Here is a 12,643-nt window from a genome sequence, read left to right as displayed (position 1 = left end):
ATGCAAGCCGCATCTTACATTTGTTAGGATAAATTGACGCCATGACCACTCTCCCCGATCGCATTAACTTCCTGCTCTCCGAGAATCACTGGAGCGCCGCTGAGCTAGCCAGACAGGCTGGCGTAAGTCGCGCGGCCGTCTCCGATTGGCGAAATGGCAGCGTCAAGACGTTGACAGCGGAAGTCGCGTCCAGATTGGCCGCTGCTTGCAATGTGGACGCGATTTGGGTGGCAACCGGCCGCGGCGAGCCGCGCCAAGGTGATCTGGATCAAAGAGATGCAGGCGCTCGGACGTCAGGAGAGTGGCCGTTTCAAGCGATCGACCCTGCGCGGTACGCCCAGTTGCCAGACGCCGTCAAAAGAATGATTGAGGGACGCGCCCTCGCATTAATTGACGAGTGGGAGGCATCTGCACGCGTGAGCACGGCCAAAAAGCCGAAGGCTGCTTGATCGGGTTTTTGTTGCCAGCACCTAACCCGACGGGTCTATGCCGAAACGCCCATCGGCCTGGTGCTGGCTCCTATTCCTTGGGCGGCGCATAGGACAGCGCAATGAAGAGTCAAGCTTGGGCCAATGATAGCTGTGAGCAAGTCCAGTCTTACTACACGGTGTATCCGGTGCCAACTGCTGCGGCATTGTGGTGCGGCATTCCTGCCGGCGAAGTGCAGGAACATCTACAAATTGCAGAACAGGTCCATCGCGCAGTCTTCAGACACCCCTACATTCCTTGTCTCGAGCCGAGGTGCCGAGCGATCCACGAAGCTATTGAACAAGGCATTCTGTTGGTAAGCAGGGAAAGCGGCAAAGCCTTCGACGGCTCAACGCAGCACGTTGCCCCAGAACGTCGCCATGTCTCCCGCAATGACTTGAAGGAATGGATTTCGCGAGAATTCCCAGCCGACAAGCCAAAGTTCTTGTTTGATGAAATCGAGCGCACGACTCATACGGCTATCAACGCGGACAGCTTTAGGGCGCTGCAGGCCGAACGTGATGCACTGAAGGCACGGATTGAAAAAGCTGAAACAGCGTGGAAGGAACAGGCCGCACCTGCGATCAAGGAGCTAGAAGCCTTGAAAAAGAACACCTCCCAATTGGCGACAACCGAGAGGAATACTCTACTCATCATCATCGCCGCACTCTGCAAGTATTCTGAAATCGACCTCAACGAACGAGGCGCGACCACCAATGTCGCGCAACGGACAGACGATATCGGAGCACCAGTTTCGGATGACACGGTGCGAAAGGTCTTAGGTCAGATCCCAGATGCCTTAGCGACTAGGAAGAGAGCATGAGCAAGCTGTTCACCTTGAAGCAATGGGTGACACTGGCCGACGCTGCCAAGTACCTTTCCGTATCCTTTGGTGAGCACGTCACCGAAGCCGACGTAATTCAATTGGCCCTGGACGGTCATCTACGGCTATCGATTCGCCTGCTGGCAAGCTACTTATACGCACGCCGTTGGTACAAAAAACCGGCAAGTGAAATCGAATATGAAGAAGTCGAATACCAACTGAATGAAGGGGCTTCCACGGGACAATCCGTGTTTACGAGGCGGGAGCCGGTGGATGGTGAGGTAATACACCTTCCCGAGTTTTGCGGGGAGGGAGAGATGCTGCAATTGGGAATGAGCGCAATTGGCTACGCCCGAGACCAGCCGGGACGTGAAATAGCGGACCTGCCCGCTACTCGCTATTCACGCGTGTTCCTATTGCAATGCCTGGACGAATTTAGCAGGCCTTCGGAATCTGCCCAATACGATACAGGTAGGTTGCTCATTCAGGAAGATAGCGGCGATCTCTGGCAGATTGAATCGTATGACGACTGTCTGACGGAGGACATTGAGCTCGCGGTACGAACGACAGCATTGCGAGGCCTTGAGCAATCATTGACTTCCGCCCCAAAGGCGAAAGAGGATGATCAACTATCTACACGCGAGAAAAACACCCTCCTAAAGATCATCGCAGGACTCACGGCGGCGAACTACAAGTCCTATACAGGCGAGAAAAGGACGGCCACGGTTGCAGAATTGCTGCGGGATTTCCAGACCGTAGGCATAGATGATGTGAAAGAAGACACAATACGCAAGCGGCTACAGGAAGCCGCGGAGTATCTTCCAAAAAAAGCTGAAAAATCATAGATCAGCACCCGAATTAGGTTTTGCCCAACCCGAGTTAGGCCCAGAACGCTCCCTCGATCGCCAGACTGCACCTGTATTCACCTCGCAGGAGTGCAGCAGCGATGCAAGCCGCCATTCTCAAATCGGGTCGCACCGCCCCGTATAGCAAATCGGTACATACCGCTAAAACCCATAGCGCCGCACTGGCTGCCACGGGCCGTATGCGTCTGTCGGTCGTATCGGCAGTCCACGGTGTAGCCAAGTCCACGATTCAGATCTGGATTGCGCAAGACCGTTCCCCCGAGCCCGTCGCAAACTATCCTCGCGTCCAGAGCATGACTCGTGGACGATGCGCGGCCCTAGCTGATCGCCCCTGGCGCGCCGCGTACCAGAAAGACGACGGGCGCTAAGCTCTGACCTATACGCAACAGTCCGCAGGCGTAGCACAACTGCCGTCAAAATTGTAAGGCGCAGTTGACGATATAAAATGCCAAACGTAAGATACGTCTAACTTTCGTTGGTACTAGACGTACCAAAAAGTTTGGCCCCGACCTGGATTGCAGCCAGGAAGGGGCCATGCGAGCAACCGGCGACACAGTCGCCACCAAAAACCTAAGGCACAGGAGTCACGCCATGCCCCAAACCAAATCGTTGCTCTCGAGCAATAGTAGCGCACCCACACATGTGATACCAACTGGAGAATGCCCGCCTGCCGCCGAGGGCTTGAACGCCATTGCCATCAAAGCGCAGTCTCTCCACGCGCTTCTTCAATTCATGGGTCTCGAACGCCAGAGCTTTCAAACCCTGAGCGATTCGCTTCAAGACGCCTACGTCCACCAAGCTAAAGATCTCGCGCGCGAAATCGCCGCTCTCGCCGAAGGGGTGTCGCAATGAACCACCTCATTCCCGTAGGCACCTGCCAGATCGGTGGACAAGCCGTCCCGACAGCCAATGCACGCGACCTGCACTCCTTCCTAGAGGTCGGCAAAGACTTCTCGACTTGGATCAAAGACCGCATCGACCAGTATGCGTTCGTTGAACATCAGGACTTCGAGGTTTTCACCGAAATCGGGGAAAACCTCCGCGGCGGCCGCCCGATCAAGGAATATGTCCTGACCCTCGACATGGCCAAGGAACTATCCATGGTCGAGCGCAACGCCAAGGGCAAGCAGGCGCGACTGTACTTCATCGAATGCGAGCGCCGGCTGCACGATCAAACCGGCCATCCTCGCGCCCCCGAAGCCGCTCCCCGGCTGGTCGGCGAGCTGGCCATCATGGAGTGCTTCACCCGCCTCTTGCGTCCGGCGCCGTCGTCGCAAGTGGCAATGCTTCAGCACATCGCCAAGAACCACCGCCTGGACACATCGTTCCTGCCAGCCTATGTGGTAGATGCAGCGCCCGATGGTCCGACCGGAAGCTCTATGCCGACTGCTTCCCTAACGGCTCTGCTCAAGGAACACGGAATCACGACGAACGTCGCCGCCTACAACGTCTTGTTGCGCGACGCCGGCATGCTGGAAGAGCGCACGCGCGCCAGCCGCTCCGTGTCTACCAAGACGAAGCACTTCTGGGCGGTTACTGAGAAAGGCCTCGCGTACGGCAAGAACCTGACCAACCCGGCATCGCCGCGGGAGACCCAACCGCATTGGTACGTGGAGCGGTTCGCCGAGTTGCACCGCATCGTGACGGGCCGCTTGTTGGGCAAGGGAGGAGCGGCATGAACTCCTTTCCCTTCAAAGTGGATGGATTCCACGCCGCCGAGCAATGGCATGTGGGCCTCTGCACCGCAGCCGAGGTAGCGGAAGGCTATCTCTTCCCCTCAGGTCTGCGCGGGGCATTCGAAGCGTTGCCCGCTGGCGCACGTAGCGATTTTCTCGATGCGATCGGCGCTCTGCTCGTGAACTTCCAGGTCATCGGACAGCCGGTACCTGGCCATCAAAAATTGCGCCAGGATCTGCGCCTTCATGCGATGACGCGCGAAGAGCAGGACGATTGGGCGCGGGAACAGGATGACGAAGGAGGTGCAGCATGAACAAGCGCACCAACACGCTCATCCGTATCACGCCGATCGAGTATCGGGAATTTGCAGAAATTGCGAAGGCCTGCGGCATGGTCCTGCGATTGTTCGACCAGCCCGCCGAGATCATTGGGCTGCGGTCAGGCATCGATGCGAGCGTGATTGACGCCACGTCAGACGCCGTAGTCGGATCCCTGGTCGAACCCCCGTCGCTACTGCTCTGCACGATGATCGACGCGGGAGGCATTCGACGTCGCGCGCAATCTCGATACGAATGTGATCTGGCGCAACTCAAAGACGCCGAAATGTACCGCTTTTGGCTTCACCACGAAATTGGGCACGGGGCCGACAACTATTGCCCCCTCTCGTTTCAGCTCAGCCCAGCAGCCGCTGATCCAGCTTTCCGGCGGGACATCCTAAATCGCATTGATCAGGCAAACGAGATCCTTGCGGATCGCTGGGCTTGGGCTCAGGTTTGCGACCGCCCCATGCCGCTGACCGAGTGCGGCCGGCGCGACCAAGATGCAATTGAAGCGGAGATTCAATATCTTGACCAGGTGACTGGCGGACGTAAGAACTACGCCAAACGCCCATTTCCGCATGTGAGGCCGGGTCCATATCACGCCGTCCCCCTTCGGATGCTTGCGCGGGAAAATGCGCACGTTTGGATCGGTCCAGACATTTCGTCCACTGTTATGCAGCGCGCCCGCGAATATGAGGCCCGGGCGATGGAAAATCCGCAGCATCAACTACCGGAAAGGCTGATCGGCCGAATGACCGCTCGCCCACCGTTTAAGGCCGGACGAAGCGCCCCCGTGTTGCGGGAGGCGGCATGAGCAGCATTCCCGCCCCCCAAGATCTAGCTTCGATGGCGTGGGAGATCCAGTCTCTTTTCGATGCTCTGGACGAACTCATGCCGCTGGATAACGCAACCAATCCCCCAGCGCTCCACGGCCTTGCCTCCGTGGGCCGGGCGCGCGCCCAAGAGCTTGCCAATCATCTGTCCAAGGTGGAGGGCTTCACCAATGCATAAGCCTCGCAACCCCACCGAACAACTGGCGGCAGCAGTCCGCGGCCGTGCGCTCTACACACGCCTGTACGACAAAGCCAATGCCGAGCTCTCCGAAATTAAGGGGCAGGCGGCCGACCTGCGCGAGCGCTGCGCCACCCTCGCCAGCGCGTTGGAGATCACAGCAAGCATCCTGGAAGCGTCTGAGAATCCGCAGCTGAGAGCAAGCGCGATGGCCGCGCGAACGCTGCTGAACACCGCAGCTCGTGTGTGCGTCATAGAGGAAACGGCATGATGAGCATCATCGAACTCCTCAACCAAAGGCGCCGCGCACTTCTAATCCAAGAACTCGAGCGTCAGTGGCCAGGATGCGGCGCTCACACCAAGCGCAACCAACTAACCAAGCAGGACGACGTGGTGTGGAGTCCTCTGCTGCCGAAGCACGTCGACGCCGAGATCCGCGTGTATGTGCGTGGATGGAATGCGGCGATGGACGATGCTCGGCGCGTCGTTGCCTCGACCAGCCCGCCGGAAGGTGGCGACATCCCGGCAGCGCCCCCAACGGGGTATGGCCACAAGCCTTACGGACCAGCTAGCCGCCGAGATCCGGCCGCAGCTCGTGCAGCACGCAGCGGCCTGGAGTCTCTTTTCGTCGACGCACCGGGGGATGGCGATGCGTGAACAAGGTGAGAGCCTGCTCCCTTTGTCAGTCGTGAAGGCTCGGGTCGGCATGGGTAAGACCAAGATCTACGAACAGATCAAGGTTGGCGAATTCCCGGCGTGCATCAAGAACGGGCGCACATCTGTGTGGCTTGAATCGGAGATCGACGAGTGGGTCTCGCAGACCATCACGCGAACAAGAGGCTCAACGTAGGGCACTCACGCTCTGTGTGACCCGTCCTGCCCTAGGTTGACACCTACGGGCCGGTATCCGCAGCGATGCTACGGACTGAGCACCCGATGAACTTCATCGGGTGTTTTGCATTGTAGGGACAGATGTGGGCGTTCGGTGTTGTAGATCTGGACAGACTGCCTGACCATGAGCCTGGCTTGGGCCAGATCGGCGGGCCTGTGGAGCAACAGTTCTCCCTTGAGGATGCCGTTGACCCGCTCGGCCAAGGCATTCTGGTAGCAATCGTAGCCGTCGGTCATCGAGCAACGGATGCCATGGCGGGCGTGCAGGCGTTGGTAATACGTCGAGCAGTACTGGATGCCTCGATCCGAGTGATGCACCAGCGGTTGGCTCGAGCGCCGCGAGCGCAACGCCATCTCCAGCGCCCGGCGCACCCCTTCGGTTTGCAGGTTCTCGGCCACGTGATAGCCCACGATCTTGCGCGAGTAGGCGTCGGTCACCAGGCTCAAGTAGGCGCACCGCTGGGCGGTCGGCAGGTAGGTGATGCCGGCCACCCAGACCTGCTCGGGGCCGGTCGCCACCACTTGGCCTTGGCCTGCCTTGAGCAGGTTCGGGTGGCGCCGGAAGCGGTGGTGGCTGTCCGTGGTCTTGTGATACGCGCGGCGCGGCCGCACCAGCATCCGGGCGCTGCGCAGGATGTCGAACAGCGCATCGCGCCCGGCCTTGATCCCTGCCTCGCGCAACGGCTGGCGCAGCACATGATGCAGCTTGCGCGTACCCAGCTTCGGTTGCCGTACCCGCAACGCCGTCACCATCGACACCACCTGGCATGCCTGCTGCTGGCGCTCCCGCTCTCTGTGCCTGCTCTTGTAGTAGGCCTGGCGGCTGTGGCCCATGTATCGGCAAGCCCTTGCCACGCTCAGCCCTTGGACGAGCTTTTGCGTGAGGACTTGCCCGAAGGCTTTTTTACGACACGCACCCCGTAGTCCTTCTCCAGCACGTTGACCACGGCCTCGAACAACTGCGCCTTCTCGCGCGCCTCCTTGAGCTGGACCTCCAGCTCCTTGATCCGCTGCTCGGGCGTAAGCACCTTGCCCTGACGATCCATATCCACTCCTCTGACCGTCGGCAGGCTCCAACCGCTCCAGCCCGGGCGACCATGCTTGCGCAGCCACACCAGCACTGTCGACCGGCCTTGAATCCCATAGCGACGCTGCGCCTCTTTGTACGTCAGCTCGCCTTTTTCCACCTGCTCGACCACCGACAGTTTAAAAGCCAGGCTGTAATCCCGCTGCGTTCGCTTCATCCTTGATTCCAATTGACTCTCCTTTTTTTCTCTCAAAAAGGTGTCAACCAAATTCAGGACGGGTCAGTGCCAACAAAAAGGCCACTACGAAGGTGGCTTTGTTTTTTTAGGAGGCTAGTAGGCTGGCTGGACCCAGAGGGCCTGTACCAGCACTACCGTCACCCAGATGATGATCCTAACCATGAGGGCTCCAACATCCGGTCTTGATTGACCGAGTAGTAGATAGACATGGTCATTTGGAGCTACTCGAGTAGGGGCAAAAAAATGCCCGCTCTAGGCGGGCTGATGGGGAGGATGGGTGCGCATACTCTTCCAATAACGCAGAACACTGCGCAGCGGAAGGAGTGGAATGCAAGGAGGGCGAGTCGCGTTGACCGCCCGGCAATTCACAAGGACTCCACCATGGAACTGATCAAGGCTTCAATTCACACGATGCTGACCGCGTACGGCACTGAGATTGAGTACGCACGGCTGACCTATCGAACCGGGACCGGCATCCTCGGGCAATCTCTGCTGCTTGGTAGGCTTCGACCCGAGACGCTGCGCCTAGCGCGGGCCGGCTACGAAGCTCCGGGTTGAGGACGCGAGCAGCAACAAAAGCCACCCGGAGGTGGCATTCTGTTAGGATCTATTTTGGATGATTGATTGTCCCCAGTAGATCAGTGTAGAATCCTGGATATCTGAACAGCCCCAGGCTGCACCCAGGGCGAAGGAACGCCAATGAACATCGTTTATAGTCAATTGATCGAGCGGGAGCGCAGCCGAATAGAGGCCCTGCGCAGGCGTATTGCTCACCATGAGCAACGCATCCGAACCATTGAAGAACTCGCTGCTGAAGACGACGAAAATGACTCGCCGCCCGATCAGTCCGCTGCGTCGCCCGGTTCTGCGACCATGATTTCGCCGCCGGATGATCGAGAGCAGCAAGGAGGCAATGCTCCGGTCGACTTGCAGGCATCCCCCCGGTTGCCGTCAAGAATTTCCACTGCTTCCTTGAAAATACTGGCCTTTATCGGGCAGGAGGAAGGAGGAAAGACCCTTGATGAAGTGGTCTCCTATTCCGAAGAGCAAGGGCTCCGGCAGACTCGGAAGGACATCAGCTCGTTTGCCAACATTTACCGGAACAAGTTTGGATTGTTGGATTCACCCGCACTTGGATTGTACCGTCTGACTGAACGCGGCATCGACTTCGTGCGCGAACGGTACAAACCTTCCGAGCAAGAGATCCCGGCGGAGGCCCAGACTGCTGCAACCGACAACAACGACCTGGCTTAAGGTCTAAACAACAAACTAAAGGAGGGCGTTTATGCTCAGTTGGTACAAATAAGCGAAAAGCCCTTAGGGGGTTGGATCCCTAAGAGCTTCTCTTGGTGTCGGCGGCGCGCCGAGTACCCATGTCTTTAGCCAGACGGGGTTAGTCTACCTTTACCGAAAGGTAAGGGCAAGTGCCGCCGGCGTTTTCAACCTGCTTAGGAGAACGCCATGCGCATTTGCATGTATCCTAAAGCGGTTCGTGTTCGTCCGTATGTTCGCTACCGATTTGATCGGTGGGAACATGTCTGCGAACATTGCCGCTCGCACCCCGGACAAGGTAACTTGTTCGATTAAGTAGTCTGAAGCCCTGGGGCCTGCGCCCTAGGGCTTTTTCTTGGATCTTAGTTCCGCACCCACTGCCCGCCTCATCATCCCGCAACCTGGTGCCAGCCCAGACGACCTGTCCTAGCACCCGTGCAGGATGACCGCTCCCAGCAGTAGCGATGATCCGGCTAGACCCTGCCCCCATTTGAGCGTGTCGCCCCGGCAGTCTTCACGGCTATCTTGAGACGCGAACAGAGCATAGTGTAGAAGTGAAATCTGCTCGAACTGCACCCCTGCCGACCGGTTGCCCCATAAGTTGCCCCACAGCGTCGAAAATGACAAAGGCCGTTAGTGAACACTATCACTAACGGCCTTGATTTTATTGGTCGGGGCGGTGGGATTCGAACTCACGACCCTCTGCTCCCAAAGCAGATGCGCTACCAGGCTGCGCTACGCCCCGAAGGGTGGCAACTATACCAGATACTGGCCGACTTTCCGCCTTCGCCGCCCGCGCCGCGCCATGGCGGCATACCGGCTATCTCCTGATTGACACCTATATATTTCAAGCCTAAATTAAATGCGGACTTCCGACACCGTGGGGGAATCGCCGCCAGGAGCCGGCCGTTACCAATAAACGCTCATCGGGAAACACATGGCAAACGCCTCCGCTCCATCCGCCTGGGCTACGCCCGCGCGGACTACCCATACCGTGCTCTTTGTCTGCTGGCTGGCCATCCTGTTCGAAGGCTACGACGTGGGCGTAATGGGCGCCGTGCTGCCGGCGCTGGCCGAAGACAAGCAATGGGCCCTCAGTCCACTGCAACTGGGCGTGCTGGGCAGCTATGCGCTGGCGGGGATGTTCGTCGGCTCGTTCGCCGTAGGCACGCTGAGCGATCTGCTGGGCCGCCGGCGCATGCTGCTGGCCTGCGTGACCCTGTTCTCCCTGACGATGATCGGCGCGGCCTGGGCGCCGACGCCCACCTGGTTCGGCCTGTTCCGCTTCATCGGCGGCCTGGGGCTGGGCGGCGTGATCCCGGCGGCGGCGGCCCTCACTATCGAATACTCCCCGCCGGCCAAACGCGGCTTCAATTACGGCGTGATGTATTCCGGTTATTCGCTGGGCATCCTGTGTTCCGCCGCCGTGGCCATGGCCCTGCTCAGCCATTGGGGATGGCGTTCGGTCATCGCCGTGGGCGCCGTGCCCCTGCTGCTGGTGCCGCTGCTGGCGCGCCTGCTGCCGGAATCCCTGGAATACCTGCTCGCCAAGGGCGACGAGGCCGGCGCGCGGGCGCAGGCGCAGCGCCTGGGCATCGCCTCGCTGGACGCCTTCCGGCCGCGCGAGGTCGCGGGCGCCAAGTCCACCTGGCGCGACGTGATGGCGGCGGTGTTCGCTCCTCGCCACCTGCGCGCCACGCTGTGCTTCTGGGGCGCGCTGTTCCTCGGCATGATGCTGGTCTATGGCCTGAACACCTGGCTGCCGCAGATCATGCGCAAAAACGGCTACGACCTCGGATCCAGCATCTCCTTCCTGCTGGTGTTCAGCCTGGCCTCCGCCGTCGGCGGCCTGGTGTTGGGGCGGTTCGCCGACAAAACCGAACCGCGCAGGATCGTGGCGCTGTTCTTCCTGGCGGGCGCGGCCGGCATCTATTGCCTGACCTACAACAACCCGCTGGTTGTGAATTACGTGTGGGTCGCCCTGGCCGGCGTCGGCAGCATTTCCTCGTCGCTGATCCTCACGGGCTACCTGGCGGGCTACTACCCGGCCCATGCGCGCGGCGCGGCCACCGGCTGGGCGCTTTCCTTCGCCCGCATCGGCGCCATGAGCGGCCCGATCGTCGGCGGCTACCTGGCCGGCCTGAAATTGCCCCTAGCCTGGAACTTCATCGTCTTCTCGTGCGCGGCCGTGCTGGCGGCAGTCTTCGTCATCTTGATTCCCCGCCGTTATGCGGACGAACCGCAGGCGCAGTCCGCTTCCGGCGCCACGCAGGCCTTGCAGCGTCCATAAAGCAAAACGGCGCGCCTGGCCAGGCGCGCCGTTTCCAGAGGGCGGGAATCCGCTGCCGGTCAGCCGAAACGGCCCGTGATGTAGTCTTCCGTTTCTTTGCGCGACGGCTTCACGAAAATCTGGTCGGTCTGGCCGAATTCCATCAGCTCGCCCAGGTACATATAGGCGGTAAAGTCCGAGCAACGGGCCGCCTGCTGCATGTTGTGCGTCACGATGACGACGGTGTAGTCGTTCTTCAGTTCGGCGATCAGCTCTTCGATCTTGGCGGTGGAAATCGGATCCAGCGCCGAGCACGGCTCGTCCAGGAGCAGCACTTCGGGCTTGATGGCCACGCCGCGCGCGATGCACAAACGCTGTTGCTGGCCGCCCGACAGGCTATTGCCGCTCTGGTGCAGCTTGTCCTTCACTTCGTTCCACAGGGCCGCCTTGCTCAGCGCCCATTCCACGCGCTCGTCCATCTCGCCCTTGGACAGGCGCTCGAACAGGCGCACGCCGAAGGCGATGTTGTCGTAGATGCTCATGGGGAACGGCGTCGGCTTCTGGAACACCATGCCGACCTTGGCGCGGATCAGCGAAATGTCGGTCTTGGCGGTCAGCAGGTTTTCGCCATCCAGGATGATCTCGCCCTCGGCGCGCTGGCCGGGATACAACTCGAACATGCGGTTGAACGTGCGCAGCAGCGTGGACTTGCCGCAGCCCGACGGGCCGATGAAGGCCGTGACCTTCTTCTCCTGGATCGACATGTTCACATTGCGGATCGCATGGAACTTGCCGTAGTAGAAGTTCAGGTTCTTGACCTCGATCTTGTTCTTGACGGCGGTGGCGGTGTTTTCCATTTGGTTTCCCTTGGCGCCGGCGCGCCCTGCGCGCCGGCATAGCGATCTTTACTTGCGGAACATGTTGCGGGCAATGATGTTGATGCCCAGCACCAGCAACGTAATCAACGTGGCCCCGGCCCAGGCCAGGTTGTTCCAGTCCTTGAAGGGGCTAGCTGCATATTGGTAGATCACGACCGGCAGGTTGGCCATCGGCGCGTTCATGTTGAAGGACATGAACTGGTTCGATAGCGCCGTGAACAGCAGCGGCGCGGTTTCACCCGAAATGCGGGCGATGGCCAGCAGCACGCCGGTGATGATGCCGGTCTTGGCGGCGCGATAGCACACCAGGGTGATCATGCGCCACTTGGGGCAGCCCAGCGCAGCCGCGGCTTCGCGCAGGCTGTTGGGCACCAGCAGCAGCATGTTGTCGGTCGTGCGCACCACGACCGGGATCACCAGGATGGACAGCGCCAGGGCCCCGGCCCAGCCGGAATAATGGCCCACCTGCGCCACGTACACGGCGTAGATGAAGAGGCCGATGATGATCGACGGCGCCGAAAGCAGCACGTCGTTCAGGAAGCGCGTGGCCGGCGCCAGCCAGCCGCGCTGGCCGTATTCGGCCAGGTAGGTGCCGGCCAGGATACCCACGGGCGTGCCGATCAGGGTGCCGACGCCCGCCATGGCCACGCTGCCGAAGATGGCGTTGATCAGGCCGCCGGCCTGTCCGGGCGGCGGAGTGATCTCGGTGAATAGGGTCAGCGACAGCGCGGGCGCGCCCTTGATCAGCAACGTCAGAATGATCCAGAACAGCCAGAACAGCCCGAACGCCAGCGTTCCCAGCGAGACGGTCAGCATGATGCGGTTGACCACGCGGCGCCGGCGATAAATGCCGTTCTGCATATTGAGTACGGATACAGCCATGATCTTTTCCTTGTGCTCGCG

17 protein-coding genes and 1 tRNA gene are annotated in these 12,643 nt (G+C 60.0%); 14 read left to right on the top strand and 4 right to left on the bottom strand.

The annotated features are described in order from the left end of the window. Positions 1 to 41 precede the first annotated feature (41 nt). The 11 genes from AGI3411_RS18525 (at position 42) to AGI3411_RS30625 (ending at position 6,015) form a co-directional block, all read left to right on the top strand. Positions 42 to 449, top strand: a complete 408-nt coding sequence (locus AGI3411_RS18525) for a helix-turn-helix domain-containing protein (RefSeq protein ID WP_081955037.1) — start codon at positions 42 to 44, stop codon at positions 447 to 449. Between the two features lie 101 nt (positions 450 to 550). Next, entirely contained in the window at positions 551 to 1,291 is a 741-nt protein-coding gene (locus AGI3411_RS18520; RefSeq protein ID WP_129528814.1) for a hypothetical protein, read from the top strand. Next, on the top strand, positions 1,288 to 2,136 hold the full coding sequence (locus AGI3411_RS18515) for a hypothetical protein (protein WP_043544065.1): 849 nt from the start codon (positions 1,288 to 1,290) through the stop codon (positions 2,134 to 2,136). Before AGI3411_RS18520 ends, AGI3411_RS18515 begins: the two co-directional genes overlap by 4 nt. 612 nt (positions 2,137 to 2,748) lie before the next feature. Then, positions 2,749 to 3,009 (top strand): hypothetical protein, encoded by a 261-nt coding sequence (locus tag AGI3411_RS18510; protein WP_129528813.1) that lies wholly within the window; start codon positions 2,749 to 2,751, stop codon positions 3,007 to 3,009. Beyond that, positions 3,006 to 3,836, top strand: a complete 831-nt coding sequence (locus AGI3411_RS30260) for an antA/AntB antirepressor family protein (RefSeq protein WP_208748133.1) — start codon at positions 3,006 to 3,008, stop codon at positions 3,834 to 3,836. The genes AGI3411_RS18510 and AGI3411_RS30260 overlap by 4 nt, the downstream gene beginning before the upstream one ends. Continuing rightward, a complete protein-coding gene (locus AGI3411_RS18500) occupies positions 3,833 to 4,147 on the top strand; it encodes a hypothetical protein (RefSeq protein ID WP_129528812.1) in 315 nt (104 codons plus the stop codon). The genes AGI3411_RS30260 and AGI3411_RS18500 overlap by 4 nt, the downstream gene beginning before the upstream one ends. Next, positions 4,144 to 4,968, top strand: a complete 825-nt coding sequence (locus AGI3411_RS18495; RefSeq protein ID WP_129528811.1) for a hypothetical protein — start codon at positions 4,144 to 4,146, stop codon at positions 4,966 to 4,968. Before AGI3411_RS18500 ends, AGI3411_RS18495 begins: the two co-directional genes overlap by 4 nt. Continuing rightward, a complete protein-coding gene (locus AGI3411_RS18490) occupies positions 4,965 to 5,165 on the top strand; it encodes a hypothetical protein (protein WP_129528810.1) in 201 nt (66 codons plus the stop codon). Before AGI3411_RS18495 ends, AGI3411_RS18490 begins: the two co-directional genes overlap by 4 nt. Continuing rightward, positions 5,158 to 5,436, top strand: coding sequence for a hypothetical protein (locus AGI3411_RS18485; protein WP_129528809.1), 279 nt, complete (start codon positions 5,158 to 5,160; stop codon positions 5,434 to 5,436). The genes AGI3411_RS18490 and AGI3411_RS18485 overlap by 8 nt, the downstream gene beginning before the upstream one ends. Beyond that, positions 5,433 to 5,822 (top strand): hypothetical protein, encoded by a 390-nt coding sequence (locus tag AGI3411_RS18480; protein ID WP_129528808.1) that lies wholly within the window; start codon positions 5,433 to 5,435, stop codon positions 5,820 to 5,822. Before AGI3411_RS18485 ends, AGI3411_RS18480 begins: the two co-directional genes overlap by 4 nt. Next, on the top strand, positions 5,710 to 6,015 hold the full coding sequence (locus AGI3411_RS30625; protein WP_425265356.1) for a helix-turn-helix transcriptional regulator: 306 nt from the start codon (positions 5,710 to 5,712) through the stop codon (positions 6,013 to 6,015). The genes AGI3411_RS18480 and AGI3411_RS30625 overlap by 113 nt, the downstream gene beginning before the upstream one ends. Before the next feature lie 68 nt (positions 6,016 to 6,083). Here the strand turns inward: AGI3411_RS30625 and AGI3411_RS18470 are convergent. Next, positions 6,084 to 7,312, bottom strand: a protein-coding gene (locus AGI3411_RS18470) for an IS3 family transposase (RefSeq protein ID WP_208748129.1) whose coding sequence is annotated in 2 segments (ribosomal slippage) — positions 6,084 to 6,962 and positions 6,965 to 7,312 — 1,227 coding nt in all. Because the reading frame shifts where the segments join, the coding sequence is not laid out codon by codon here. A 390-nt stretch (positions 7,313 to 7,702) separates the two neighbouring features. Between AGI3411_RS18470 and AGI3411_RS30130 the strand changes: the two genes are divergently transcribed. Both AGI3411_RS30130 and AGI3411_RS18465 read left to right on the top strand, forming a co-directional pair. Next, entirely contained in the window at positions 7,703 to 7,879 is a 177-nt protein-coding gene (locus tag AGI3411_RS30130; RefSeq protein WP_156124281.1) for a hypothetical protein, read from the top strand. A gap of 141 nt (positions 7,880 to 8,020) precedes the next feature. Next, complete coding sequence (locus AGI3411_RS18465; protein ID WP_043544072.1) at positions 8,021 to 8,575, top strand: hypothetical protein; 555 nt, start codon at positions 8,021 to 8,023, stop codon at positions 8,573 to 8,575. A 686-nt stretch (positions 8,576 to 9,261) separates the two neighbouring features. Here AGI3411_RS18465 and AGI3411_RS18455 read toward each other — a convergent pair. Next, positions 9,262 to 9,338, bottom strand: a tRNA-Pro gene (locus AGI3411_RS18455). A 192-nt stretch (positions 9,339 to 9,530) separates the two neighbouring features. On the opposite strand from AGI3411_RS18455, the gene AGI3411_RS18450 reads away from it, so the two are divergent. Beyond that, complete coding sequence (locus AGI3411_RS18450) at positions 9,531 to 10,883, top strand: MFS transporter (RefSeq protein ID WP_129528806.1); 1,353 nt, start codon at positions 9,531 to 9,533, stop codon at positions 10,881 to 10,883. Between the two features lie 59 nt (positions 10,884 to 10,942). Here AGI3411_RS18450 and pstB read toward each other — a convergent pair whose 3' ends face one another. After that, the gene (pstB, locus tag AGI3411_RS18445) at positions 10,943 to 11,719 is read right to left on the bottom strand and encodes a phosphate ABC transporter ATP-binding protein PstB (RefSeq protein ID WP_006385463.1); all 777 of its coding nucleotides are present in this window, start codon (positions 11,717 to 11,719) and stop codon (positions 10,943 to 10,945) included. A 48-nt stretch (positions 11,720 to 11,767) separates the two neighbouring features. Then, entirely contained in the window at positions 11,768 to 12,622 is an 855-nt protein-coding gene (gene pstA / locus AGI3411_RS18440; RefSeq protein ID WP_129528805.1) for a phosphate ABC transporter permease PstA, read from the bottom strand. Between the last annotated feature and the right edge of the window lie 21 nt (positions 12,623 to 12,643).

The organism is Achromobacter agilis (genome assembly GCF_900496965.1).
In the GTDB taxonomy this organism is placed as follows: domain Bacteria; phylum Pseudomonadota; class Gammaproteobacteria; order Burkholderiales; family Burkholderiaceae_B; genus Achromobacter; species Achromobacter agilis.
Note: the sequence above shows the minus strand (reverse complement) of the source record. Positions and strands in the feature narration are given on the sequence as shown.